Here is a 23,324-nt window from a genome sequence, read left to right on the forward strand (position 1 = left end):
TTTGTCATAAATCTCTGAAAATTAGAAGTCTTCCAGAATGAATTGAAGATTTTTTCGTTTTTTCAGAATCCTTCCCTCTTTTCATCCCAAATCCGCAAATATATTTTTGACTATGGATCTTATTCCGATGCCCTGTCATTGAACCATAATTTAGATTGAAATTACTTATTTATTCTAAAAGAATTGTTTATACAATGGCATCCTATTTCCTTTTGCAAGTAAGATGGTTATCAAGCTTACAAAAGGAGCGAAAAATATTTATCAAATCATTAATTACCAAACACTTAATAAACAAAGCATAAAGGATAATTTGAAGTCCATTTTCTTGTGGATTTTCCGAAAAAATTAAATACTCAAAAAATCCAAGAAAAACCCACTTCAACAAAAAAAACCGACTCTTTGGAGCCGGTTTCATTTTTTATAACAATACACTTATGCAGAGCGAAGCCGTGGTATCGGTCATCCGACATCTAACATCGGACATCTTTACCCATTCATACTGATCAAAAACTCAGCATTATCCCGGGTTCCTTTCATACGGTTGAGTAGGAACTCCATGGACTCCTGTGAGTTCATATCGCTCATCAGCTTACGGAGAATCCATACGCGCTGCATTTCTTCCTTGTCCATCAGCAAGTCTTCTCTTCGAGTACCCGAACCGAGCACATCGATGGCAGGGTAGATTCTTCGGTTGGCCAACTTTCTGTCCAAGGCCAATTCCATGTTGCCTGTTCCTTTGAATTCTTCGAAGATTACCTCGTCCATTTTGGAACCGGTTTCTACCAAGGCAGTGGCGATGATGGTCAATGACCCTCCGTTTTCCACATTTCGGGCAGCACCAAAGAAGCGCTTAGGCTTGTGTAGGGCATTGGCATCCACACCCCCGGAGAGGATCTTTCCTGAGCTAGGTACCACCGTATTGTGTGCACGCGCAAGTCGGGTGATGGAATCCAGAAGGATCACCACGTCGTGCCCTACTTCTACCATCCGCTTGGCTTTTTCCAAAACGATATTGGCTACTTTCACATGTCGGTCAGCCTGCTCATCAAAGGTGGAGGAGATCACTTCCGCCCGTACGGAACGCGCCATGTCGGTCACTTCTTCCGGACGTTCGTCGATCAAAAGGATCATCAGGTGTACTTCCGGATGGTTTTTGGTGATGGCATTGGCAATCTGCTGCAATAGGACAGTTTTACCTGTTTTTGGCTGTGCCACAATCATACCCCGCTGTCCCTTACCGATAGGAGCAAAGAGATCCAAGATTCGGGTGGAATAGCCATCCGGCTTGGTGGACAGGTTTAATCGTTCTTCAGGGAAGAGAGGAGTCAGATATTCAAAAGGTACCCGATCTCTGATTTCGTCGGTGGTTTTTCCGTTTACTGTGCCCAATTTGAGCAGGGCAAAGTATTTTTCTCCTTCTTTGGGAGGACGGATGGAGCCTTTGATATGGTCTCCGGTTTTCAATCCAAAAAGTTTGATTTGGCTTGGAGATACATAGATATCATCCGGAGAGGCCAAATAGTTGTAATCCAGTGAGCGAAGGAATCCATAGCCTTCAGGCATGATTTCCAATACGCCTTCATTCTCGATGACCCCGTCAAATTCTCTTGGGCTTACAAAAGGTTTCTTTCTATTGGAATTTTGAACCGTCTCTGCAGCCGGCATCATCACTTCGTCGTGAGATTTGAAGTTCTTTCTCTTGGGAAGCTCTATTTCAGCTTCCTGCTTTGGACCATTGGAGTTTTCTTCTGAGGAGGTATTGGCTTGCGTTTCTTCCGAAACCTTCGCGTTGACATCTACTTCTTCAAAAACCCTTCTCCTTGGTCTGAAAGTCTTGGGCTCTTCGGTATTGCTTGAATCAGCCTCCGGTTTTTCTGCTTTGGGAGCTTCTTTTTTCTCCGGTTTAGGTGCTGGTTCACGCTTGGGTTTTGCTTCAGCGCTGGCCTTTTCTTCTTTCGGAGCTTCTGCTTTTTCAGAAGGAGCTGGAGCCGCAGGGGCTTCAGTCACGTTTTGTCTTTTGAATTTCGGTTTGAAATCTGCTGCATCAGAGGGTGGGGTAGAGGATGCAGGGGCTGCGGATTCAGGTTTCTTTTTTTCGTCTTCCGCTTGGGTTTCGACGATGGAGGGCTTTTTCTTGGGGAGTGCCTGCTCTGGGGTGATGGCTTGCTGGTCGAGGATGGCGTAGACTAGGTCGTCTTTTTTGAGGTTTTTGAAATTTTTGACCCCAAGTTCCTCAGCAATCTCCTTCAATTCAGATAAAAGCCTGATTCGGAGTTCTTCTATGTTGTACATAAAGAGGGTATGAAATAAATAAAATCTTGTATGATGTGGTAATTGGAATCGTGGATGATTTTCTGAGCAAAAAAGGTCTGCAGGAAAAGCTCAAGTCAAAGTGGGCTGACTTGTTCATACACGGTGATAGCGCAATAATAAGTCCAAGCAATGGATTTAACAAATTTTTTGAATTGGGATTCCCTTTTTTTCCTAAAAGAATCAGGATAAGACCTGTCTAAGCACGGCGAGGGATTTAAAAGGGCTGGGATTGTCCAGATGCTCGCTGTAATATCCCAAAAGGAAATCCAACAATTTTCTCCTTAGGGGTGCATTGATTTTTAAGGGGCAGGAATAGCCTTCTCCGAGTAGGTTATTGATGAAATCATAGGCTTCTCTCTTCTCTTCCGAAGAAAAAGGCTGCTGTCGGGATTCTTCAAAGTAAAGCGTGGCTTCTTCGGGACCAAAGCCGAGGTACTTCGCTTTTTCCAGTAAAAAGACCAAGGGAAAATGGGCGAGAAAAGTATCCTTTTGATCCAAAGTCCGAATGCTTTCCTCTATAAAATCAAATAGATACTCATTCTGGTAATTTTCATAAATGCTTCTGTTGATCACTTCGGTCATAAAAAGCGCAATTCCGGTGCGCTGAAAATCGAAAGGAATCATCTGCAGGGGAAATTGGATTTTTGCTTCTGATACTCTTTGCAATCCTGCATTTTCTTTGTCATACACTACCAGGTCCAATACGGTGAGGGGCTGGTAAAGTGCCATTTTACTGCTTTTACCCTGTGACCGAACGCCATTGATCAGGTAAGACTTCAGGCCGAGTTCTCTGGTGAATATTTTCACGATGATGCTGGTCTCCTTGTATCGGATATAGCTCAATACAATGCCCGAGGTCTTTTTGATCATGGGGATTTACTTTTTATCCTCCAAAAAGCATTTTCTGCACCGGGCTTCGTAGCTCTCTTTTTCTCCGAGGACTACCTTATCCATGCTGGTGGTGAGCCTCAGTGAAAAAGCCGCCAAATCCCCACATTTCATGCAGATCGCGTGCACTTTGGTCACGTATTCGGCTATGGCCATCAGCTGAGGCATGGGTTCAAAGGGCTTCCCTTCAAAATCCATATCCAATCCAGCCAAAATGACTCGCTTCCCCTGATTGGCGAGGACCTGAGCAATCCGGACGAGTTCAGAATCAAAAAACTGCGCCTCATCTATCCCCACCACATCGCAGTCCCCGGCAAGTAGCAGGATATCTCCGGCAAATTGGACAGGAGTGGACCGGATGCTGTTTTCGTTGTGAGAGACTACGTCGGACTCGTGGTACCGCTTGTCAATAGAAGGCTTGAAGATTTCTACTTTGAGCTTGGCAATGCGGGCGCGATTGAGCCTTCGGATCAGCTCTTCTGTTTTGCCTGAAAACATAGAACCACAAATCACTTCGATCTGTCCTTTTCGCTCAGCGGGTCGTCGGGTATTGGGTGATGGCTCGATAAACATGGACTATTCGGTGTAGGTGAGGTGTGGAAATTTATTGATTTCGGCGACTCGAATGAGTATTTCTCCTTCTAAAATACGGGTTTGGCAGGTAAGCCGCTCAAAGGATTTCAGGCGGTTTTGGTTGCGGTAAAAGAGTTCCCGATCTGTTGGTTCACTGAGCTCTCCTTCATTTTTCACCAAAATCATTTTGCAGGTCGTGCATCTGCCTTTTTTCCCGCAGGCATGCATCCAATCAATTCCATTTTCATGAATTAAATCGATAACTTTACGATCTCCGTGCTCCGATTCAATGACAAAATTTCCAAGGTTTTGAATGATAATTCGGGGCATTTTTACGTTTGATTTTGAAAACCGGACCCATCCATGACAGTTCAAATTAACAGCAATTATTTAGAAAATTATTCCAAAGAATACGCCCAAATCATCTGTGATCGCTTTTTTTCTGACCGAAAGTTCATTTCCGGTCAGGAAATCATCCAGTTGACGAATAGTACTCAGGTTAATTTTTTCATCATCAAACGCCTTTTTGAACTGTGGCAGGAGGAATTGGGCAAGCTCAAATCCAATCCTTTTTTTGATTATCGGGACATCAGCGTGCACGAAGCTTTGACCCAATTTATGAATGTGCTCTCCCGCAGAATCAAGGTGGAAAGAAGCCATTTCGAACCCCTGGTCAAGGAGGCGGTAAGCCAGGCCATCCATTTGGCTTGTTATCCTGTGGATTTCTACCAATCAGAAATCCAAAAGGCTCCTTCCGGGAAAATCAATGAATACCTCAAAGAGAATCGTAAGTATTACAAATGGCATGACCGGGCCATCATTTTCTTGATCGATAAGGCAGGATTCGGACAGGATAAAGAATCCTATACCAAAGCTATCGCAGCCAACTACCAAGTGATCAGGGAAAATCTGGAATCGGAAAACCTGCTCTTGGCTACATTGGGGGACGTTCGTCCCTTTGATACCGATCAGTACAAAGGGACTGAATCTACTTCCTCATTTGAAAAAGAGGAGAAGCCCAATCCTGAACCCATTTTGAATTCAATCCCGCTCGAAGAAGAACCGGCACCTGTTCAAGAAGAACAAGTTTTGGAAGAGGTGAAAGCTGCGGTGGAAGAAGCAGCAAAGCCTGTATTCCACTCGCCTGCGGCAAAAGGCAATCTGGATTCTAAGGCTTTGAAGTCCCACTTTTCAGCTCAGAGTTACAAAGGAATGAAAGGCATTTTGGGAGAATTGTCCGATAGTCTTGCCTTGAATCAGCGATTTATGTTCACCAAGGAGCTTTTTGACGGAAATGCTGATTTGCTAAAGCATGCCCTCAAGTCCATCGATCAGGCAGGGTCTTTTGACTCGGCGATTGATTTGATCAATTCCCGCTACGTGAGCGAATTGGATTGGGAAACGGACTCCGAGGCGGTGCGCGAATTCCTCATGCTGGTTTACAGAAAGTACCCGGATTAATCTCAGGCTTGAGTCCGGATTTTTTGCTTTTTGATCAATCAACTCAGACGTCCAAGTTGGGCTACTCTTGAGGAGTCCAGCTTGACAAAAATGAAGAGCAAAACCGTAAATGACCAAAGGGAGGATCCTCCATAGCTGAAAAAAGGTAGAGGTATTCCCACCACAGGAAAAAGCCCGATGGTCATGGCGATATTGATCATGAAGTGGAAGAGGAGAATTGACACCACTCCATAGCCATAGATTCTTGAAAACCGTGTTTTTTGGCGCTCAGCCATGATTACCAGCCGATAGAGCAGGCCAGTAAACAGGCCGATTACAATCAAGCTACCCATCCAACCGAACTCTTCTCCTAGAGTACAGAAAATAAAATCTGTATGCTGCTCTGGCACAAAATCAAACTTGGTCTGAGTTCCTTCCAGGTAGCCTTTCCCAAAAAGTCCGCCTGAACCGATCGCAATCTTGGATTGGGTGACATTCCATCCCACACCCAAAGGGTCAATATTGGGGTTGAAAAGTACCATGATTCGGTTTTGCTGATGGGGAGGGAGTTTGGATACTACGTAATCCAATGAATAAGTAAAGGCAATCAGCCCCAAGCCAATTAGAGAGAGTACCAAAGTTTTTTTCATACTCTTTCTTCCCAAAAGCGATAAAACGACCACAATCAGAATGATAGCCCCTACCAGATAGAGGTTGTTTTCTATCCCCAAAGCCAATAGAGCCAAAGCCACAATCCCAAAGCCCAAGACGAAATACCATTGTGGTAGCCCTTCTCTGTAAAACATCAGCAGGAAAGCAAAAAACACCATGGCCGTTCCTGTATCCGGCTGAAGCAAAATCAAGAGAATTGGGATAAATAGTACCCCGAAAGCGATCAGTTGATTTTTGGTTTTGGTAAGGTCAAAGGTGGGGCGTTCCATGATTTTGGCCAAAGCCAAAGCCGTAGCAAACTTGGCAAATTCCCCAGGCTGAATTCTGAAGCTGCCGAAACCGATGGACAAGACCTGTCCATTGACCTCTTTTCCTATGAATGGGGTGACTACAAGTAGCGCTACGAAAAAGAGGAAGATAAACAGGGAGAGATTTTCAAAAAACCGGTAATCCGCCACCATAATCAGAATGATCAAGATGACTGAAATCCCAATTCGCACCAGCTGTTGTCCGGAATTGATGGACATATCAAACATGCTTTGAGGAGCCTGGCTATCGTACACTGCCGCATAGATATTGAACCAGCCAAAAATGACTAGGGCAAAATAGATCAGGACTACACTCCAATCTACCCGGCTGATTTGAATATCTGATTCTCTCATTTAATAAATAAAATTGCCAGCCATCACATAATCTTGTAAGGCTTGTCTGGTTACTTCTCCCTTGAGGTATTTCTCTATCATCAGAGAAGCAGTACTCGCAGCTGCTCTACCTCCCCAGCCAGCATTTTCCACATAGACCGCGATTGCGATTTTTGGATCTTCCTTAGGGGCAAAAGCAATAAAGACCGAGTGATCTTCTCCATGTGGATTTTGAGCTGTACCGGTTTTACCTGCTAGAGTAATGTCTGTCATTGCTGCCCGAGCTGCCGTACCGTAAATCGCCTCCGCCATGGCATCCTGAATCAGATCAAAGTGGCGGGCATCTACACCGACCTCTCTTTTGATTTGGTATTTGCCGGGGATGAGTGTAGGGTCACCGTCTACTGCTTTGATCAGGTGAGGGATGTAATAGTACCCTTTATTGGCAAAGATGGCAGCCAAATTGGCCATTTGCAGTGGAGTCACCAGCATCTCTCCCTGTCCGATAGATAGTGAGTAGATGGTGGAGTATTTCCATCTTCCTTCCCCGTAGATTTTGTTGTAGTAATTCCCCGAAGGAATCTGACCTGATTTCTCATTGGTGATGTCCACTCCCAGATTGGAGCCCAGCCCAAAGCGCATTACTTTTTCTCTCCAGTCATTTAGACCGATCTCAGTGTCTTTGAATGTATTGGAGACGACTTCCCTGTTAATGATCTGACGAAAAGCCTGATGGTAGTAAGGGTTACAGGAATTACGGATGGCTCCAAAGAGATTGACTGGACTCGGATGGTTGTGGCAAGCCACCAGGGAACGGTTGCAGGAGAAGGTGGTTTCCGGAACCAAAATTCCGTCCTGGAGTCCAATCAGGCTTTGTACGATCTTGAAGATGGACCCGGGAGGATAGGTGGCCATGATCGGTCTGTTGAACAAAGGCTTTTCAGGATCCCGGTTCAGTTTGAGGTAATTTTTTCCAAAATCTGCTCCTGTTAATTCATTAGGATCATAGAATGGAGCTGAAATCATTGCCAGAATTTCTCCAGTTTTTGGCTCTATGGCCACTACAGAGCCCTTTTTGCCCTGCATGAGCATTTCCCCATAGCGCTGAAGCTCCATGTCCAGCGTGGAGGTGATGTTTTTACCGGCTACAGAAGCTGTGTCGTATTCCCCGTCTTTGAATGGTCCCTTGTCCACGCCACGGACATTGACCATTTTGTATTTGACTCCCTTCTTGCCCCGCAGGTCATTTTCATAATACCTTTCAAGCCCACTCAAGCCCACGTAGTCTCCCTGAGTATAGTATTTGGTGGTATCCCCTTCGAGTTGACCAGCGCTGATCTCTCCAATATAGCCTAAAGCATGGGCTGCAGTGGAGTTGGGATAAGACCTTACGGATCGAGTAAGGATAAATAGTCCTGGGTAGTCCACCAGGAAATTCTGAATACGGGCAAAATCCGTGGTTGAGATTTGCTTGATCAGAGGAGAGGGCTTGACAGAAGAATACTTTCTGGCTGCTGTCAAGGCTACATTGAGGTCCTCTTTGGAGATTTCAAACAGCTTGCAAAACTGTAGGGTGTCCTGAATTTTCAGCTCTTTGGGTACCACCATCAGATCAAAGATGGGGTTATTGTAGACCAAAAGTTCTCCGTTGCGGTCATAAACCAAGCCTCGGTAAGGGTGGTCTACGATTCGTTGGATAGCGTTCCGTTCAGCTTTTTTCAAAAAGCTGTCATCAAGTACTTGAATAGAAAATAGTCTGACAAGCAGAACCAAACTCACCAGGAAAATAAAGATGAGAATGATTACCGGTCTTTGATCATTCATCAGATTCCCCTCCTACGTTTGAAGAATAGCAGTTGTACAAGTATAGCCAAAAGGCAAGTGAAAATCGAGGAAAAAAGACTTTTTGTCAGGATAGAAAAAAAGCTTCCAAATCCCCACTGATCAATGCCAAAAAAGGCCATGGAGAAGACGAAAACGAGGGGAAAAGCATAACTTAAAAACCACCCCAAGCCCATTTCTCCCAAAGTCGGTGCCTGCAAGTCATCATAGCCTCCTGTGGGGCTGATTACTTTAAGCCAAAGAGGCCTGAAGAATGCCAAGAGTGTTGCTGCTGCCATGTGGATACCGATTGTTTCGTAGAATACATCTACCACGAATCCCATACCAAAAGCGATCAAGAGCAGAGGAATTGGTCGAATACTGATCGGCAAAAGCAAAATTCCCAACAAATACAGGAATGCAAAGGCCTGACCGAAGAGTGCCAGATTTTTCAAAAAGAAAATCTGGATAAGCAATAAAGCCAAAAGGCTCAGTACATAGGATATCAGGCTTCTAATATTCATTGCTTATCTCCGACTGTTGATAGAGGGAATCCAATTCTTCAAACTGAGTGTTTTCCACCAAATAGACATAGCTGACCTTGCTGAAATCTGTACTTAACTTGATCCTGATTTTCAGATAATTCGGGTCTTCATTGTCAGGGTTGACCTCGCTAATGATCCCTATTGGAATCCCTTCCGGAAAAACGGCATTGAAACCCGAGGTGATTACAGTATCTCCTGGATTGGTAATCACGTGCCGGGGTACATAGAGCAGATTAGCTTCCAGTGAGTTTTTTCCATCCCATTGTACAGACACCAAGTCATTGGTCGATTTGATTTTTGCAGAAAGCAAAAGTCCGGTATTGAGTAGGGAAAAGGCTACCGAGTAATTTTCCGATACGGATTTCACCCTACCTACGACTCCGTCAGGATTGAATACACCCATACCCGGCTTTACACCGTGCTTTTTTCCTTTGTTGAGCGTCAGGTAATTCTGTGCAAAGCGAAGTGAATTGGCTATCACTCTTGCTCCTCTAAACTCATAAGTCGCCTCAAGGGCAGAGTCTAAAGGAAGGTGCATGCTGTCTGACGGATAGGTCAGGAAGGTAAGTTGAGATCGGATGAGTGCATTTTCCTCAGTCAGTGACTCATTGGCCTCAGCCAGGGAAAAGAACTGCACCAAGTCAGCCTGTTTTTTCAGTACAGAGCCAATTACTGCGTTGGAACTGTTGAAAAATGCGGCTCCTTGAGGGGAGTTGTTGGTGACGACCATCCAGATGGCAATCACTTCCAAGAGGATGAATAATAGGAATGCTCTTAATCGATAAAGAAATTGAAGGATGCGTAGCATTCAGCGATTAGGTCATCAGTACAGTTCGGAAGTTTTGGATGTTTTTCAAAGCCGTTCCCGTGCCTCTCACTACAGCGCGAAGTGGATCCTCGGCTATGTGGATGGGTAGTTTGGTCTTTTGGTGTAGACGCTTATCGAGACCTTTCAGGAGAGCACCGCCTCCGGTGAGATGAATCCCGTTGTCATAGATATCCGCCGAAAGTTCCGGTGGAGCAATTTCCAATGCCTTAAGCACAGCCTCTTCGATTTTCGAAACGGACTTATCGAGAGCAAAGGCAATTTCAGAATAAGATACTTTGATAACTTTTGGAATCCCGGTCATCAAATCTCTACCTCTGATTTCATAGTCTTCAGGAGCCTCGTCCAGTTCAGTCAGGGCAGAACCGATGGCTATTTTCACCTTTTCTGCTGAGCGCTCACCAATCAGAAGGTTATGCTGCCTTCTCATGTAGTCCAGAATATCCTTGGTAAAGGTATCTCCTGCTACACGGATGGATTGATCAGCTACGATACCGGAAAGGGCGATCAGAGCGATTTCTGTAGTACCACCTCCGATATCCACGATCATCGAACCCATGGGCTTTTCAATATCAATTCCAATACCGATTGCAGCCGCAATGGGCTCATAAATCATGTAGACTTCCTTGGCCCCGGCATGCTCAGCAGAGTCTCTGACGGCTCTTTTCTCTACTTCTGTAATCCCTGAAGGAATACAGATGACCATGCGGTGAGATTGAGGAAACATTCCTTTTTTCTGACCCGGGATCATCTTGATTAGGCCTCTGATCATCTGCTCGGCAGCATAAAAGTCGGCAATTACCCCGTCTTTTAGCGGTCGGATGGTTTTGATGTTTTCGTGGGTTTTCTCATGCATATTCATGGCCTCTCTTCCCACAGCCAAGACCCGATTATTGGTCTTGTCAATGGCAATGATTGAGGGCTCATCCACGACAATTTTGTCCTTGTGGATGATCAGCGTGTTGGCTGTACCCAAGTCGATGGCAATGTCACTTGAGAAAAAATCAAATAATCCCATTTTATACTTTTGATTGGATTGGAGTTGGTGTTGAAGGTTTAAGATAGTACCTCGATACTGATTTTAAACGCGGGTCGGCAAAATTATTATCTTAAATCGATAAAACTCAGGGAAAGAAGAAATTTTTACAGAATTGCTGTTCGCAAGGGCCAAAGCTATTTTCCCTGGTAAAGTATGGTTTTCTTATCCTTGAGCTATTTATTAATAAGTGAATGAGAGGAAGCTTTTTGCAATTCGAAAATCTTTGTCTTATTTTTGCGGCGTATTCGAAAGTTTCTGGAGGGGACAGCAAGTCCCCTCTTTCATTATCCTAACCTATGGGCATACAGCGGCATACTATTGAAGACTTGGCTAAAAAGTACCTTCCGGATGACTCCCACTTTCTGGTGGAGGTCAAAATGGAAGACAAAAACGGAAAGTCAAAGATTATGGTACTGATCGACGCCGACCAAGGAGTCACCATTGACACCTGTGCTCGAGTCAGCCGAGCCATTGGAGAGGAATTGGAAGCCGACGAATCTATTGTAGATGCATTTGTGCTGGAAGTTTCTTCCCCTGGGTTGGATTATCCCTTGGCGACTCCAAGGCAGTATCAGAAAAATGTAGGGCGTGAGCTCAGAGTATGGCTGTCTTCAGGTGAAGAACAAAAAGGCAAGTTGATTGCAGTAGAAGATTCGGGAATCAAGCTTTTGATCAAAGTCAAAGAAAAGGGCAAAAAAGCCCGGGAAGAAGAGTTGAGTATTCCCTATTCAGAAATTAAGAAATCAATCGTACAAGTATCTTTTAAATAAATCCAATGGATGCCAAAATCTTAATAGAATCCTTTGCAGAGTTTGCAAGGTCTAAAAATGTGGATCGACCTACCATGATCCGTATTCTGGAAGATGTGTTTCGCGCGATGATCCGTAAAAAGTTTGAAACGGATGAGAACTTTGATGTGACCATCAATGCCGATCAGGGTGATTTGGAGATTTTCCGTATTCGGGAGATTGTAGATGACAACTCGGAGGATATTTGGGATTTTGACAAAATCAGCCTCACTGATGCACAGAAAATCGAGCCTGATTTTGAAATCGGCGAGGAAGTGTACGAAAAGATTGAGCTGGAAGAGTTTGGTAGAAGAGCGGTTCAAATGGCTCGTCAGACCCTTATTCAGCGAATCAAAGACTTGGAGAAAGATATTCTTTACAATAAGTACGAAGAGCAGGTTGGTGAAATCATCTCAGCTGAGGTCTATCAAATCCTGAGCAGAGAGATTTTGTTGATCGATTCTGAAGGAAATGAATTGGTTTTGCCTAAGGGTGAGCAGATCCCAAAGGATAGATTCAGAAAAGGAGATACAGTCAAGGCGATCGTACATAGAGTAGATATGATCAATGGCAATCCTAAGGTGATCCTTTCAAGAACTTCTCCGGTATTCTTGGAGAGACTTTTCGAAAACGAAGTGCCTGAGGTGTACGACGGTTTGATCACCATTATCAAAATCGTGCGTGAGCCGGGAGAGAGAGCTAAAGTAGCCGTAGAGTCTTACGATGATCGAATTGATCCTGTGGGCGCTTGCGTCGGAATGAAAGGTTCAAGAATCCACGCAGTGGTTCGTGAGCTTCAAAATGAGAATATCGATGTGATCAATTACACAGAAAATCTGGAGCTATATGTGTCCCGCGCCCTGAGCCCGGCCAAAGTATCTTCAATTTCTGTGAATGCAGATACCAAAAGAATTTCTGTTTTCTTAAAGCCGGATCAGGTATCCCTTGCCATCGGTAAAGGAGGGCACAATATCAAGCTTGCCAGTAGATTGGTGGGTTATGAGATCGACGTATTCCGTGAATTGAGCGAATACGAAGAGGAAGATGTGGTCTTGGAAGAGTTCTCTGATGAGATCGACGAATGGATCATCGACGAGCTGAAAAAGACCGGTTTGGATACAGCTAAGAGTGTTTTGGCACTGACCAAAGAAGATTTGATTAGAAGAACAGAACTGGAAGAGGAGACCATTGATGAAATATTCAGGATCCTCCGTACAGAATTTGAACAATAATAAGGGGATATACCCCGAAGAATACCCTAATTTTACTTAAGATTTCGAAAGAGGTTTTTGCTTATGTCAGAAGAAAAAATGATGCGATTAGGCGCTTTAGCCAGGAAACTCAACGTGGGAACAGCAACCATCGTGGAGTCTCTGGGCAAAAAGGGCTTTGAAGTGCAGGACAATCCCAATTCCAAAATTAACATGGAGCAGGTGGCCATGCTGGAAAAGGAATTCAAGTCCTCTGCACTGGAAAAAGAAGAGGCTTCCCATCTTTCTATTGGGAAGAGACATGAGCCGATTTCTATCGAGCCTGAAGTAGATCGTGCTCCTGAGCCGGTGATTCCACCTGCCCCAGAGCCTCAGCCAAAACCTACTCCTACCCCTCCACCTGCTCCAGCTCCAGAGCCTGAGGTAGAAAAGGTCAGCACAGAAGCTCCCAAACTGGGAGGAATTAAAATCTTGGGAAAAATCGATCTGGACAAAAAGCCAGCTCCACCCAAGCCAGAGCCTAAGCCGGCACCTGCGCCTCAAGCGCCAAAGCCAGCTCCAACTCCAGCCCCAAAACCTGCTGAAAAACCTAAGCAGGAGCAGCCTAAACCAGCTCCTGTTAAGCCAGCCACTCCTACACCTCCGCCTGTTCAGGAACCGGCCTCTCAAGAAGAGGTAGATTTGATTTCTGCTAAGGCAGATTCCCTGAAGGGACTTACCGTTTTGGGTAAAATCGAATTACCGGTAGATAAGTCTAAGAAAAAAGGCGGTCCAGTAGCCTCCTCCGACGAGAGAAACCGAGATAAAAAACGTCCTCGAAAACGCATAGACAAGCCGGGAGGTGCACCAAATACCAACAGGCCTGACAATCGTGGACAAAAGCCGGGAAATCAAAAAGGCAAAGGCAATCAAAATCAGCAGCGTACTCAAAAAGCTGAGCCTACTCAAAAAGAAATCCAGGATCAGATCAAGCAGACTTTGGCAAGACTTCAGGGCAATAAGCCAGGAGGTAAGACCAAATCCAGAAGAGATAAGAGAGCTGACCGTGATCGGGAAGTGGAAATGGAAGGAGAGGAGACAAAAATCCTCAAAGTGACCGAATTTATTTCGGCCAACGATTTGGCTTCCTTGATGGACGTGACCGTCAATCAGATTATTTCGGCCTGCATGTCCTTGGGCATGTTCGTATCAATCAATCAGCGACTCGATGCCGAAGCGATTACCATTATCGCAGATGAATTTGGATACGATGTAGAGTTCACCAAATCTATCGAAGATGAAATCGTGGAGGAAGTAGAAGACGATCCGGAGGATTTGGAAGAGAGAGCTCCTATTGTCACCATCATGGGTCACGTAGACCACGGAAAGACTTCCTTGCTGGATTACATCCGTATGTCCAAAGTGACAGCCGAAGAGGCCGGGGGAATCACCCAGCACATCGGGGCCTATGATGTAATGACCAAAACAGGACATAAAATTGCCTTCTTGGATACACCGGGTCACGAGGCTTTCACCGCGATGAGAGCGAGAGGTGCCAAGATAACCGACGTGGCGATCATCGTGATTGCCGCTGACGACAGTATCATGCCTCAGACCAAAGAAGCGATCAATCACGCTCAGGTTGCAGGTGTTCCGATGATCTTTGCCATCAATAAGGTGGATAAGCCAAACGCCCGTCCTGAAAAAATCAAGGAAGAGCTAGCTGGAATGAACCTTCTTGTAGAAGAGTGGGGTGGAAAATACCAGTCTCAAGACATCTCTGCCAAGACAGGTCAGGGTGTAGATGAGCTTTTGGAAAAAGTATTGCTGGAATCTGAGATTCTCGAACTGAAAGCCAACCCGGATAAAAATGCCGTGGGTACAGTAATCGAAGCCTCTTTGGACAAGGGTCGTGGCTATGTGGCCACAATCATGGTGCAGGCTGGTACACTCCGAATCGGAGACGTGATGCTAGCAGGTCAGCACTACGGTAGGGTCAAGGCGATGTTTGACCACAAAGGAAAGAAAGTAAAAGAAGCCGGACCTTCCACGCCAGTTCAGGTATTGGGTCTAAGCGGTGCGCCACAAGCAGGTGATACCATTAAGGTGTACGATACTGAGCGTGAAGCAAGAGAAATCGCCAATTCACGAGAGCAAATCCAAAGAGAGCAGAGCTTAAGAACCAAGAAGCACATCACATTGGATGAGATCGGACGTCGATTGGCTATCGGTAGCTTTAAAGAACTTAACATCATCATCAAGGGTGACGTGGATGGTTCCGTGGAAGCCTTGTCTGATTCCTTGTTGAAGCTATCTAAAGAAGAAGTAAAAGTATCCATCATCCATAAAGGTGTGGGGCAAATCTCCGAATCCGATGTTTTGTTGGCATCTGCCTCAGATGCGATCATTATCGGTTTCCAGGTTCGTCCTTCTACCAACGCTAAGAAACTTGCCGAGCAGGAGGAAATCGAAATCAGACACTACTCTATCATCTACGATGCGATCAATCAGATCAAGGATGCAATCGAGGGTATGCTTGAGCCGGAATTTGAAGAGGTAATCACAGGAAATATTCAGGTGAGAGAAGTCTTCAAAATCTCCAAAGTGGGTACAGTGGCAGGTTCTTATGTTACAGACGGATACATCACCAGAAAGAACAAAATCCGAATCATTCGCGATGGTATTGTAATTCACGAGGGTGAAATCGATCAATTGAAGCGATTCAAGGATGATGTAGCTGAAGTAAAAGCCGGTTACGAATGCGGTATCTCCATCAAGAATTTCAATAATATCCAAATAGATGATACGATTGAAGGCTATGAAATGAGAGAAATAAAAAGGAAGAAGTAATCAGATTTCTTTCTTCAGATAAAAAGGAACGGTTTCGCCGTTCCTTTTTTAGTTTTGGGGCATGGTAGAAGCTTTTCGCATTATTCTGATCGGCCTTTTTCTATATTCAAGTCTTTCCCTGATTTTGGGATTGATCCGTCCGGTGTTAGTGCTTTGGTTTTTAGACCGATTCAATCGGCTTTTGGTCATTAAGTTTTATGGATTTCTTATGCTCATTCTAGGGGCCCTTCTCATTTTACTTTATTTGGTTAAGTGAATTCAGAATAATGGATTGAAATTTTTCACCTTCACCAAACAAACTATTTATTGCTAATATTTTAGAGGCCTTGATTTTTCTATCTGAAAAAAAAACTTCAATTTTCAGTTTCATTGATCCAGCCTTGAGAAAAATCATTTCCATAGCACTTTTGATTTGCTTTGCCATCTATCATTTTGGCTACTATGGATTTTATTTTTCTGCTACCTACTCTTTGGAGTCGAGTTGGAAAGACAAGATTTACAGCGAGCAACTGGGCTCCCTTGAGGAGAGAATGATGGAAATTCCCCTTTCGGCTCCCTACATGGCCAATCAGGATGATTTTCAGGCTACCAACACGCGATTTGAAAAAGACGGGAAATACTTCCGTGCCATCAAACAACGCTATCAAAATGATACGCTTCAGATTGTCTATGTCCCGGATACTTCCCGTAGGGTTTTGGAAACCTCTGTGAAAAAGTGGATTTCCTCTCTCGTGGATGATGAACTACCGCAAGATCAAAATGGCAAAAGCATGATCAAGCTTTTCGCCAAAGACTATGTTGAGTCTGACTTGTACTCTTTGCCTATCGCAGAGCGTTCAGGCTACGAAATACAGATTGGGTTTATTTTTTCAGCTTACATGAGTCCTTATTTCAATCTAGACTCACCCCCTCCGCAGATTTCCTAAAGGCGAAATTCCCGATTACTCCTTAGGGTGGAGTGATTGGGGATGTACTTAATTTCACTTAAGCAGGAAATCCCATTTGCCTGGGGCTTCCTGCTTTCCCTCTTTTCCCTCTGTTTACTATCAATATCATTTCCATGAACTTCTATGCTAAGTTCTTGAAAGGGCTATTTCTGACCTTTCTGGGACTATACACCTATACCTATACTTTTGCCCAATCCCCTACGGACGAGCTGATGATGCCCAAGCATGAAATCTGCTTCCTGGGATATTATGAATACGGGCAGTTTGACGAATACTGGGAAGGGGCACTTCTCAGAACCAATGGTACCATCGCCACCGTGCAGCGAAAGACTGCCCTGCTGATGGCTGCATATGGTTTGACACCCAAGTTGAATATCTATGCCGGACTTCCTTACGTGGCTACCAACTCTACCCTCCCCAATGGGGGGAAGTTTGCCGGAGCACAAGGCATTCAGGATTATTCCATCGGGTTGAAATATCAGCTTTACCAAAAGAAAAACGAAAAGGGTGAATTCTCGGCTTTTGCCTCCCTGAATTTCTCCAATCGAGCTTCAAATTACCTTTCGGATTATCAGCCCTATTCCTTGGGTTTGGGTGCTCCTCAGTTGGCTTGGAGAGGAATTTTACACTACAAACTGGAGAACGGACTCTATTTCCGGGGATCAGGTGCTTTCATTTGGAAGGGATACACGGAAGCTGAGCGCGAGTACTATTACAACGATGGGAGCTACTTTACTCCCTGGATGGATGTGCCCAATTCCTGGAACTACGAAGCTGTTTTTGGGAAATGGATTAAAGGAAATGTCCTGAGGCTGGAAGTAAGCTATGTTGGGCAGCGCTCTACCTTCGGAGATGACATACGGGCTTACAATGCCCCTCAGCCTACCAATCGGGTCAATATGGACCGAGTTGGTTTTTTTGCACACTACTACTTTCCCAAAATCAAGGGTCTGGGTGTATTGGCCTCTTATAATCAAGTGATTGGAGGAAGAAATGCACCAAAAATGACCAGTGTGGGCGCTGGACTCACTTATCAGTTTGGCTTATTTAACTAATCAATTAAACAATGAAAAAATATATACTTAGCTTCCTTTGCCTGGTCCTTTTGGGTCTTTTTTCCTGCGAAAAGGATCTCCAAACCGAACTTCCCTTTCAGAGCTATGAATTCGCATCCCGGGATGAAAATGGCGGAAACTGGAAGCCGATTTTAATTGAATCTGGAGCAGAATTGACTATTTCTGCACCTGAAGAAGTCACCTCGGCAGCCTATCAGGCAGAGTTGGCAGAGACCAAATCTGCCATTCAGCAAATTAATTCTACCCAGCGAAAAAACTTGGCCTATTGGACCAATAATCCCGTGGTAAGATGGAATGAAATAGCCCTCGAGTTGATTGCCAAATACAATCTAATTCCGGGTCCAAATCCTGATGGGACATACACCCTTCCCAATCCTTCCAATCCAGAAGGTCCGCCCGCATTTCCCTTTGCTCATCCTCCTTATGCGAGCCGGGCATTGGCCTATCTGTCGGTGGCTCAATACGATGGCTTGGTTTCAGCTTGGCATTATAAATATACTTTCAATAGACCTGCAGCCTATGTGGCTGACCCTTCCATTCCTTATGCGTACAAGCATCAGGATATTCCCGCCTATCCTTCAGACGGGGCGGTCGTAGCCACCGCCTCGAGAAAAATCCTTACCGCCATGTTTCCTTTGGAAGCGGCCTATTTGGAACAGAAGGAAAAAGAACATTTGGAATGTCTTCTGCTTTCCGGGGAATTCGTCAAGAGCGATTTGGAAGCTGGGTCAAAATTGGGGAATGACATCGCCGAAAAGGCCTTGGTTCGTGCTGCAAACGATGGGATGAAAAATGCACAAACTTCCAAAGCAGTATCAGATTCTATTGCCAATGCAGCATTTGAGCGTTTTGGATGGAAATGGGAAAATATGGAATCTCCACAGCGACCTGTAGGATTGACTCCTTTGTTTGGAAAAGTCAGAATGTGGAATGTGTCCCGGGTAGAAGATACCCGTCCGGGGATTCCTCCCACCCTGGGTTCGGCTGCTTTTGAAGAAGATGTGAAAATACTGAAAGACTATGCGGCCAACCGGACCAGCGAGAGAAGGAGAATTGCCAATTTTTGGCAGGATGGCCTCAGTACCTACACTCCTCCGGGACATTGGAATGACTTTGCCAACCGCTATATCGTACAATACAAAATGAACACACTTCGGTCTGCCCGGACTTTGGCCTATATGAATATGGCTATTATGGATGGTGGAATCAGCTGTTGGGACGCCAAATACTACTACCATTATCCCAGACCCATTCAGTTGATACCCGGTTTTGAGACCATAGCAGGCACTCCTAATTTCCCTGCGTATACCTCAGGGCATTCGGTATTTTCATCGGCTGCTGCAGAGGTGTTGGCTTACATTTTCCCTAATGAGGCCAATCTATTCCGTGGATGGGCAGAGGAGGCAGCCATTTCCAGAGTTTATGGAGGAATTCACTGGACTTTTGATGCCATAGTCGGCACCAATCAAGGTCGGGATGTGGCTCAATACACGATTCAGAGAGCTCAACAAGACGGAGCGGATCAGTAATTTCTGGAAGTCAAAGAACCTTTGCCGGTTCTTTGGCTTCTGCTTTCAAGCTCTTGAAGGCCAAGAAAATCAAGGAAATCGCCAGAACAAACAGCAAAGCAGCAATCACTGCCAAGACATAGCCCTTTTCCTGATAATTTTTCCAAGCAAATAATCCCAAGGAGGCCAAAGTGACGGTAAACATGAAAAACATGGGGATCGTCACAAAGGTCGCAGGGATGTTTTTCTTAATCAGCCACACAGCAATGGTCAATAAAGCAAGTGCTGCCAAAAGTTGATTGGCAGATCCGAAAATCGGCCAAAGAGTAGAAAACTCCCCGGAAAGAAGCAAAAGCACAGAAAGAATCACCACAATCAGGGTGGAGACATAGCGGTTTTTGGACAAAACCTTCGCAGCGGGCTGAGGCATATCTTCGAAATATTCCTGCAAGGTAAACCGTGCCAGTCGGGTACAGGTGTCCAAAGTGGTCAAAGCAAAGGCGGAAACGGTCAAAGCGACAAAGCCTACGGCAAATTGCTCGGGAATGCCCAAGGTAGAAATCATACCTCCCAGTCCAGTAGAAAATAAGGAAACAGGACCTTCGGTGCCTAATCGGTCAACGTATTCGGTGCGGGAAAGGACCACTACTGCCCCGACAGAAATGATGGCCAAAAAGGATTCGATGAGCATTCCTCCAAAACCAACCACCTTAGCATCGCTTTCCTTATCCAGCTGCTTGGATGTGGTCCCCGATGCCACCAAGGAATGGAAACCTGATATTGCTCCACAGGCTATCGTTACAAACAAAACCGGGAAAAGGAACCCCAGATTCTTGTCTGAAGTATGGATTTCCTGAGTCATTTCGATTTGAGGATTGGCTACAAACACACCCAAAACCGCAGCAAGCATCATCCCATAAAGCAAATAGCTGTTTAGGTAATCTCTAGGCTGTAGAAGCAAAGAAACAGGAGTGACTGAGGCCAAAAATGCGTATCCCAAAAGCAAAAGTATCCAGACCTCATAGTCTAATGCAAAAGGAAGCTGGGTGCCGAGATAGACAAAATAGTACATCAATACCACTCCAATAACCGTCAGGATAAGAAATGGAATCGTCTTTTGCCCAACTCTTCTGTTGACTATGCCAAAGGCAACAGCCAAGCCAATAAAGAAAATCGATGCCGAAGCGACCCCTGGATTGGCTACAAAGGTTTTAGCGATGATATCTGAGAATACGCCGATTACAAGAATTAAGGTGGAGAAGGAAAAAAGGACGAACAGCTGCTTTCCTTTGGGTCCGATTTGATTTCGGATAATGACCCCAATGGACTTTCCCTCCGTCCTCAGAGATGCGGCCATACTGCCCAAGTCATGCACTGCTCCGAAGAAAATACCTCCGACCAAAATCCAGATGACAGCGGGTATCCAGCCAAAAGTAACGGCGATAATTGGTCCTACAATTGGCCCTGCCCCTGCGATGGAAGCAAAATGATGGCCCAAAACCACGATGGGTTTGCTCGGTTCGTAGTCCACTCCATCCCTCAGTGTATGCGAAGGGGCTTTTCGGCTGTCGCTCAGACCAAATTTGTTGTAAACAAACCGACCGTAAAAGCGGTAGGCGAGGATCAAAATGACAGCAGAAATTAGAAGGAGCAGGGATAAGCTCATGGTTATTTGGATAAGTGGAGTGGAGACAGGGTCAAAATTCTGTTGATCCGAATACCTTCAAAATAATGTAAAATTAACGTCTTGAAAAAGTCATTTTACAGAAGGGATTCTCTTCCGGTCCGATGCCTTCTCTGGATTTTAATTTTAATTAACGGAGATAAGGTCTAAATTTGTAGCCTTTGACTCGTCAAAAAACAACCTAATATACCCTTATGGCTTGGTTTAAAAGAACTGATAAAGGCATTAAAACCTCTACTGCTGAGAAAAAAGATGCGCCCGACGGACTTTGGTTTAAGACTCCAAACGGAAATATTATCCATACCCGGGAGCTGAAAAACAATTCCTTTGTATGTCCGGACGATGATTTTCATGTGAAAATCGGCTCCAAGGAATATTTTGAAATCATTTTCGACCAAAACAAATTCACCGAGCTGGACAAGGACATGAGGTCCGGTGACCCGCTTAAATTCTCCGATACCAAGCCTTATTCCTCCCGTATCAAAGCAACGATAGAGAAGACCGAGCTCAATGATGCGGTCCGTACAGCCTATGGAAAAATGAACGGATTGGATATCGTGGTAGCCTGTATGGACTTTTCTTTTATCGGAGGCTCTATGGGTTCTGTGGTAGGAGAAAAGATTGCCCGTGCCATTGATCACTCATTGAAGCACAAGGCTCCGTTTTTGATGATCTCCAAGTCAGGGGGCGCTAGAATGATGGAGGCAGGCTTTTCGCTCATGCAAATGGCCAAGACTTCAGCCAAATTAGCGCTCTTGGATCAGGCAGCCATTCCTTACATTTCCCTTTTGACTGACCCTACTACAGGTGGTGTTACGGCTTCCTATGCCATGTTGGGAGATTTCAATATTGCCGAGCCTGAGGCTTTGATCGGATTTGCAGGCCCGAGGGTTATCCGGGAGACAATTGGGAAAGATCTTCCCAAAGGTTTCCAAAGTTCTGAGTTTGTTTTGGAACACGGATTTCTTGATTTCATCATCGATAGAAGGCAGTTGAAATCAAGACTCACCACTTTGCTAAACCTCTTGAACAATTAATCAGTTACTTGAGTAAAAAGGATCTGAAACACAAGTCAAATTTGCCTGCATTTTTGGCCTGTTTTTCTGATTAATAAATATATTTGTGCACCCAAAAAAGGGGCTATTCCTAGGAAAAAGTAAAACAAAAATTTCATGGGTTCTGTAATTATTACATCCATAGTAGCATTTACTGTTATCATTCTGCTGCTGGTACTTATCCTGCTTTTTGCCCAGTCCAAGCTGGTCAATACAGGTGATGTCAAAATCGTCATCAATGGTGATGAGAAAAATCCTGTCGTGACTTCCGCAGGTACTACCCTTCTTTCCACCTTGGGTAATCAAAAAATCTTCCTTCCATCTGCGTGTGGGGGTGGCGGTACTTGCGCTATGTGCAAGTGCGTGGTAGAAGAAGGTGGGGGTGATGTATTGCCTACTGAAGTGGGTCACCTGAGCCGTGCCGAGCAGCAAGGAAAGGTTCGATTGGCATGTCAGGTCAAAGTAAAGCAAGACATGAAGATCCGAGTACCGGAAGAAATCTTCGGTATCAAGAAGTGGGAATGTGAAGTAGTTTCCAATTACAACGTTTCTACTTTCATCAAAGAATTTAAAGTGAAATTGCCGGAAGGCGAAACGCTTGATTTTGAATCAGGAGGATATATCCAGATTGACGTTCCCGCCATCACGGTTAATTTCAAAGACATCGACATCACTCCTCACCCTGAATTGGGTCACCCAAATGATGTCTACAAGAGTGATTGGGATAAATTCGGTCTTTGGAGCTTGGTTATGAAAAATGATGAGCCTCTCTTCAGAGCCTATTCCATGGCCAATCACCCTGCCGAAGGAAATATCATCATGCTGACCATCCGTATTGCTACCCCACCTTGGGATAGAGCAAACAATAGATGGATGGATGTGAATCCTGGAGTTTGTTCCTCTTATGTATTCTCCAGAAAGCCCGGCGACAAGGTGACTATCTCTGGACCTTATGGTGAATTCCACATCAATCCAACCGAAAGAGAGATGATCTACATCGGTGGTGGTGCAGGTATGGCTCCGTTAAGATCTCATATCTTCCACCTTTTCCATACTGAAAAGACCGGAAGAAAAGTGTCCTACTGGTATGGAGGTAGATCCAAGAAGGAACTCTTCTATGTACCTCATTTCCGGGATATCGAGAAAGACTTCCCTAACTTCCAGTTCCATATCGGTCTTTCCGAACCGCTTCCTGAAGATAACTGGAAGGTGAAAAAGTCCTTGGATGGAGAAGGTGATGGTTATATCGGATTTATCCACCAAGTATTGTACGACAACTACTTGAAGAATCATCCAGAGCCAGATGAGGTAGAGTATTACCTCTGTGGTCCTCCTTTGATGAATGCTGCGGTACTCAAATTATTAGATGACTTGGGTATCCCTAAAGAGAATATCAGATTCGATGATTTCGGAGGATAAGCAAAAAATAAAATCCCGCTCAGGCGGGATTTTTTAGTTTAGTACCATT

The 23,324-nt window shown here is 44.8% G+C and carries 19 protein-coding genes; 9 read left to right on the plus strand and 10 right to left on the minus strand.

All coding sequences use genetic code 11. The features are described from left to right. Positions 1 to 486: 486 nt before the first annotated feature. From rho to AAA938_RS00140, 4 genes are all read right to left on the minus strand, one after another. Positions 487 to 2,292 carry a transcription termination factor Rho gene (rho, locus tag AAA938_RS00125; RefSeq protein ID WP_338226615.1) on the minus strand — a complete coding sequence of 602 codons (1,806 nt, stop codon included), beginning with the start codon at positions 2,290 to 2,292 and terminating at the stop codon, positions 487 to 489. A gap of 201 nt (positions 2,293 to 2,493) precedes the next feature. Beyond that, a complete protein-coding gene (recO, locus tag AAA938_RS00130; RefSeq protein ID WP_338226616.1) occupies positions 2,494 to 3,183 on the minus strand; it encodes a DNA repair protein RecO in 690 nt (229 codons plus the stop codon). Between the two features lie 6 nt (positions 3,184 to 3,189). Beyond that, a complete protein-coding gene (locus AAA938_RS00135; RefSeq protein ID WP_338226617.1) occupies positions 3,190 to 3,774 on the minus strand; it encodes a thymidine kinase in 585 nt (194 codons plus the stop codon). Between the two features lie 3 nt (positions 3,775 to 3,777). After that, positions 3,778 to 4,104, minus strand: a complete 327-nt coding sequence (locus tag AAA938_RS00140) for a 2Fe-2S iron-sulfur cluster-binding protein (protein ID WP_338226618.1) — start codon at positions 4,102 to 4,104, stop codon at positions 3,778 to 3,780. Positions 4,105 to 4,137: 33 nt separating this feature from the next. Here AAA938_RS00140 and AAA938_RS00145 point away from each other — a divergent pair, with 33 nt between their 5' ends. Continuing rightward, complete coding sequence (locus AAA938_RS00145; protein WP_338226619.1) at positions 4,138 to 5,235, plus strand: hypothetical protein; 1,098 nt, start codon at positions 4,138 to 4,140, stop codon at positions 5,233 to 5,235. 38 nt (positions 5,236 to 5,273) lie between these two features. Here the strand turns inward: AAA938_RS00145 and rodA are convergent, their stop codons facing one another. Genes rodA through AAA938_RS00170 form a run of 5 tightly spaced genes read right to left on the minus strand, consistent with a single transcriptional unit; the run spans position 5,274 to position 10,737 of the window. Then, entirely contained in the window at positions 5,274 to 6,548 is a 1,275-nt protein-coding gene (gene rodA, locus AAA938_RS00150) for a rod shape-determining protein RodA (protein WP_338226620.1), read from the minus strand. After that, complete coding sequence (gene mrdA, locus AAA938_RS00155) at positions 6,549 to 8,351, minus strand: penicillin-binding protein 2 (protein WP_338226621.1); 1,803 nt, start codon at positions 8,349 to 8,351, stop codon at positions 6,549 to 6,551. It abuts the gene before it with no gap. Continuing rightward, positions 8,351 to 8,872 carry a rod shape-determining protein MreD gene (locus tag AAA938_RS00160; protein ID WP_338226622.1) on the minus strand — a complete coding sequence of 174 codons (522 nt, stop codon included), beginning with the start codon at positions 8,870 to 8,872 and terminating at the stop codon, positions 8,351 to 8,353. The genes mrdA and AAA938_RS00160 overlap by 1 nt, the downstream gene beginning before the upstream one ends. Further along, positions 8,862 to 9,701: a rod shape-determining protein MreC gene (gene mreC, locus AAA938_RS00165; RefSeq protein ID WP_338226623.1), complete on the minus strand. Its 840-nt coding sequence runs from the start codon at positions 9,699 to 9,701 to the stop codon at positions 8,862 to 8,864. Before mreC ends, AAA938_RS00160 begins: the two co-directional genes overlap by 11 nt. A 7-nt stretch (positions 9,702 to 9,708) precedes the next feature. Further along, positions 9,709 to 10,737: a rod shape-determining protein gene (locus AAA938_RS00170; protein WP_067542855.1), complete on the minus strand. Its 1,029-nt coding sequence runs from the start codon at positions 10,735 to 10,737 to the stop codon at positions 9,709 to 9,711. A 317-nt stretch (positions 10,738 to 11,054) separates the two neighbouring features. On the opposite strand from AAA938_RS00170, the gene AAA938_RS00175 reads away from it, so the two are divergent. From AAA938_RS00175 to AAA938_RS00200, 6 genes are all read left to right on the plus strand, one after another. Beyond that, entirely contained in the window at positions 11,055 to 11,528 is a 474-nt protein-coding gene (locus tag AAA938_RS00175; RefSeq protein ID WP_338226624.1) for a ribosome maturation factor RimP, read from the plus strand. Between the two features lie 5 nt (positions 11,529 to 11,533). Continuing rightward, entirely contained in the window at positions 11,534 to 12,778 is a 1,245-nt protein-coding gene (gene nusA / locus AAA938_RS00180; protein WP_338221269.1) for a transcription termination factor NusA, read from the plus strand. Positions 12,779 to 12,841: 63 nt separating this feature from the next. Next, the gene (infB, locus tag AAA938_RS00185) at positions 12,842 to 15,586 is read left to right on the plus strand and encodes a translation initiation factor IF-2 (protein ID WP_338226625.1); all 2,745 of its coding nucleotides are present in this window, start codon (positions 12,842 to 12,844) and stop codon (positions 15,584 to 15,586) included. A gap of 380 nt (positions 15,587 to 15,966) precedes the next feature. Then, positions 15,967 to 16,512, plus strand: a complete 546-nt coding sequence (locus AAA938_RS00190; protein WP_338226626.1) for a hypothetical protein — start codon at positions 15,967 to 15,969, stop codon at positions 16,510 to 16,512. A gap of 134 nt (positions 16,513 to 16,646) precedes the next feature. Then, positions 16,647 to 17,588, plus strand: coding sequence for a transporter (locus AAA938_RS00195; protein ID WP_338226627.1), 942 nt, complete (start codon positions 16,647 to 16,649; stop codon positions 17,586 to 17,588). Positions 17,589 to 17,599: 11 nt separating this feature from the next. Continuing rightward, positions 17,600 to 19,138 carry a vanadium-dependent haloperoxidase gene (locus tag AAA938_RS00200; RefSeq protein WP_338226628.1) on the plus strand — a complete coding sequence of 513 codons (1,539 nt, stop codon included), beginning with the start codon at positions 17,600 to 17,602 and terminating at the stop codon, positions 19,136 to 19,138. A 10-nt stretch (positions 19,139 to 19,148) separates the two neighbouring features. On the opposite strand, the gene AAA938_RS00205 is transcribed toward AAA938_RS00200, so the two are convergent. Beyond that, positions 19,149 to 20,783: a carbon starvation CstA family protein gene (locus tag AAA938_RS00205; RefSeq protein ID WP_338226629.1), complete on the minus strand. Its 1,635-nt coding sequence runs from the start codon at positions 20,781 to 20,783 to the stop codon at positions 19,149 to 19,151. A 212-nt stretch (positions 20,784 to 20,995) separates the two neighbouring features. On the opposite strand from AAA938_RS00205, the gene accD reads away from it, so the two are divergent. Both accD and nqrF read left to right on the plus strand, forming a co-directional pair. Continuing rightward, positions 20,996 to 21,838: an acetyl-CoA carboxylase, carboxyltransferase subunit beta gene (gene accD / locus AAA938_RS00210; RefSeq protein WP_338226630.1), complete on the plus strand. Its 843-nt coding sequence runs from the start codon at positions 20,996 to 20,998 to the stop codon at positions 21,836 to 21,838. A 135-nt stretch (positions 21,839 to 21,973) separates the two neighbouring features. Further along, positions 21,974 to 23,275 (plus strand): NADH:ubiquinone reductase (Na(+)-transporting) subunit F, encoded by a 1,302-nt coding sequence (nqrF, locus tag AAA938_RS00215; RefSeq protein WP_338226631.1) that lies wholly within the window; start codon positions 21,974 to 21,976, stop codon positions 23,273 to 23,275. Positions 23,276 to 23,324: the final 49 nt, after the last annotated feature.

Source organism: Algoriphagus taiwanensis (genome assembly GCF_036245645.1).
Lineage (GTDB): Bacteria > Bacteroidota > Bacteroidia > Cytophagales > Cyclobacteriaceae > Algoriphagus > Algoriphagus taiwanensis.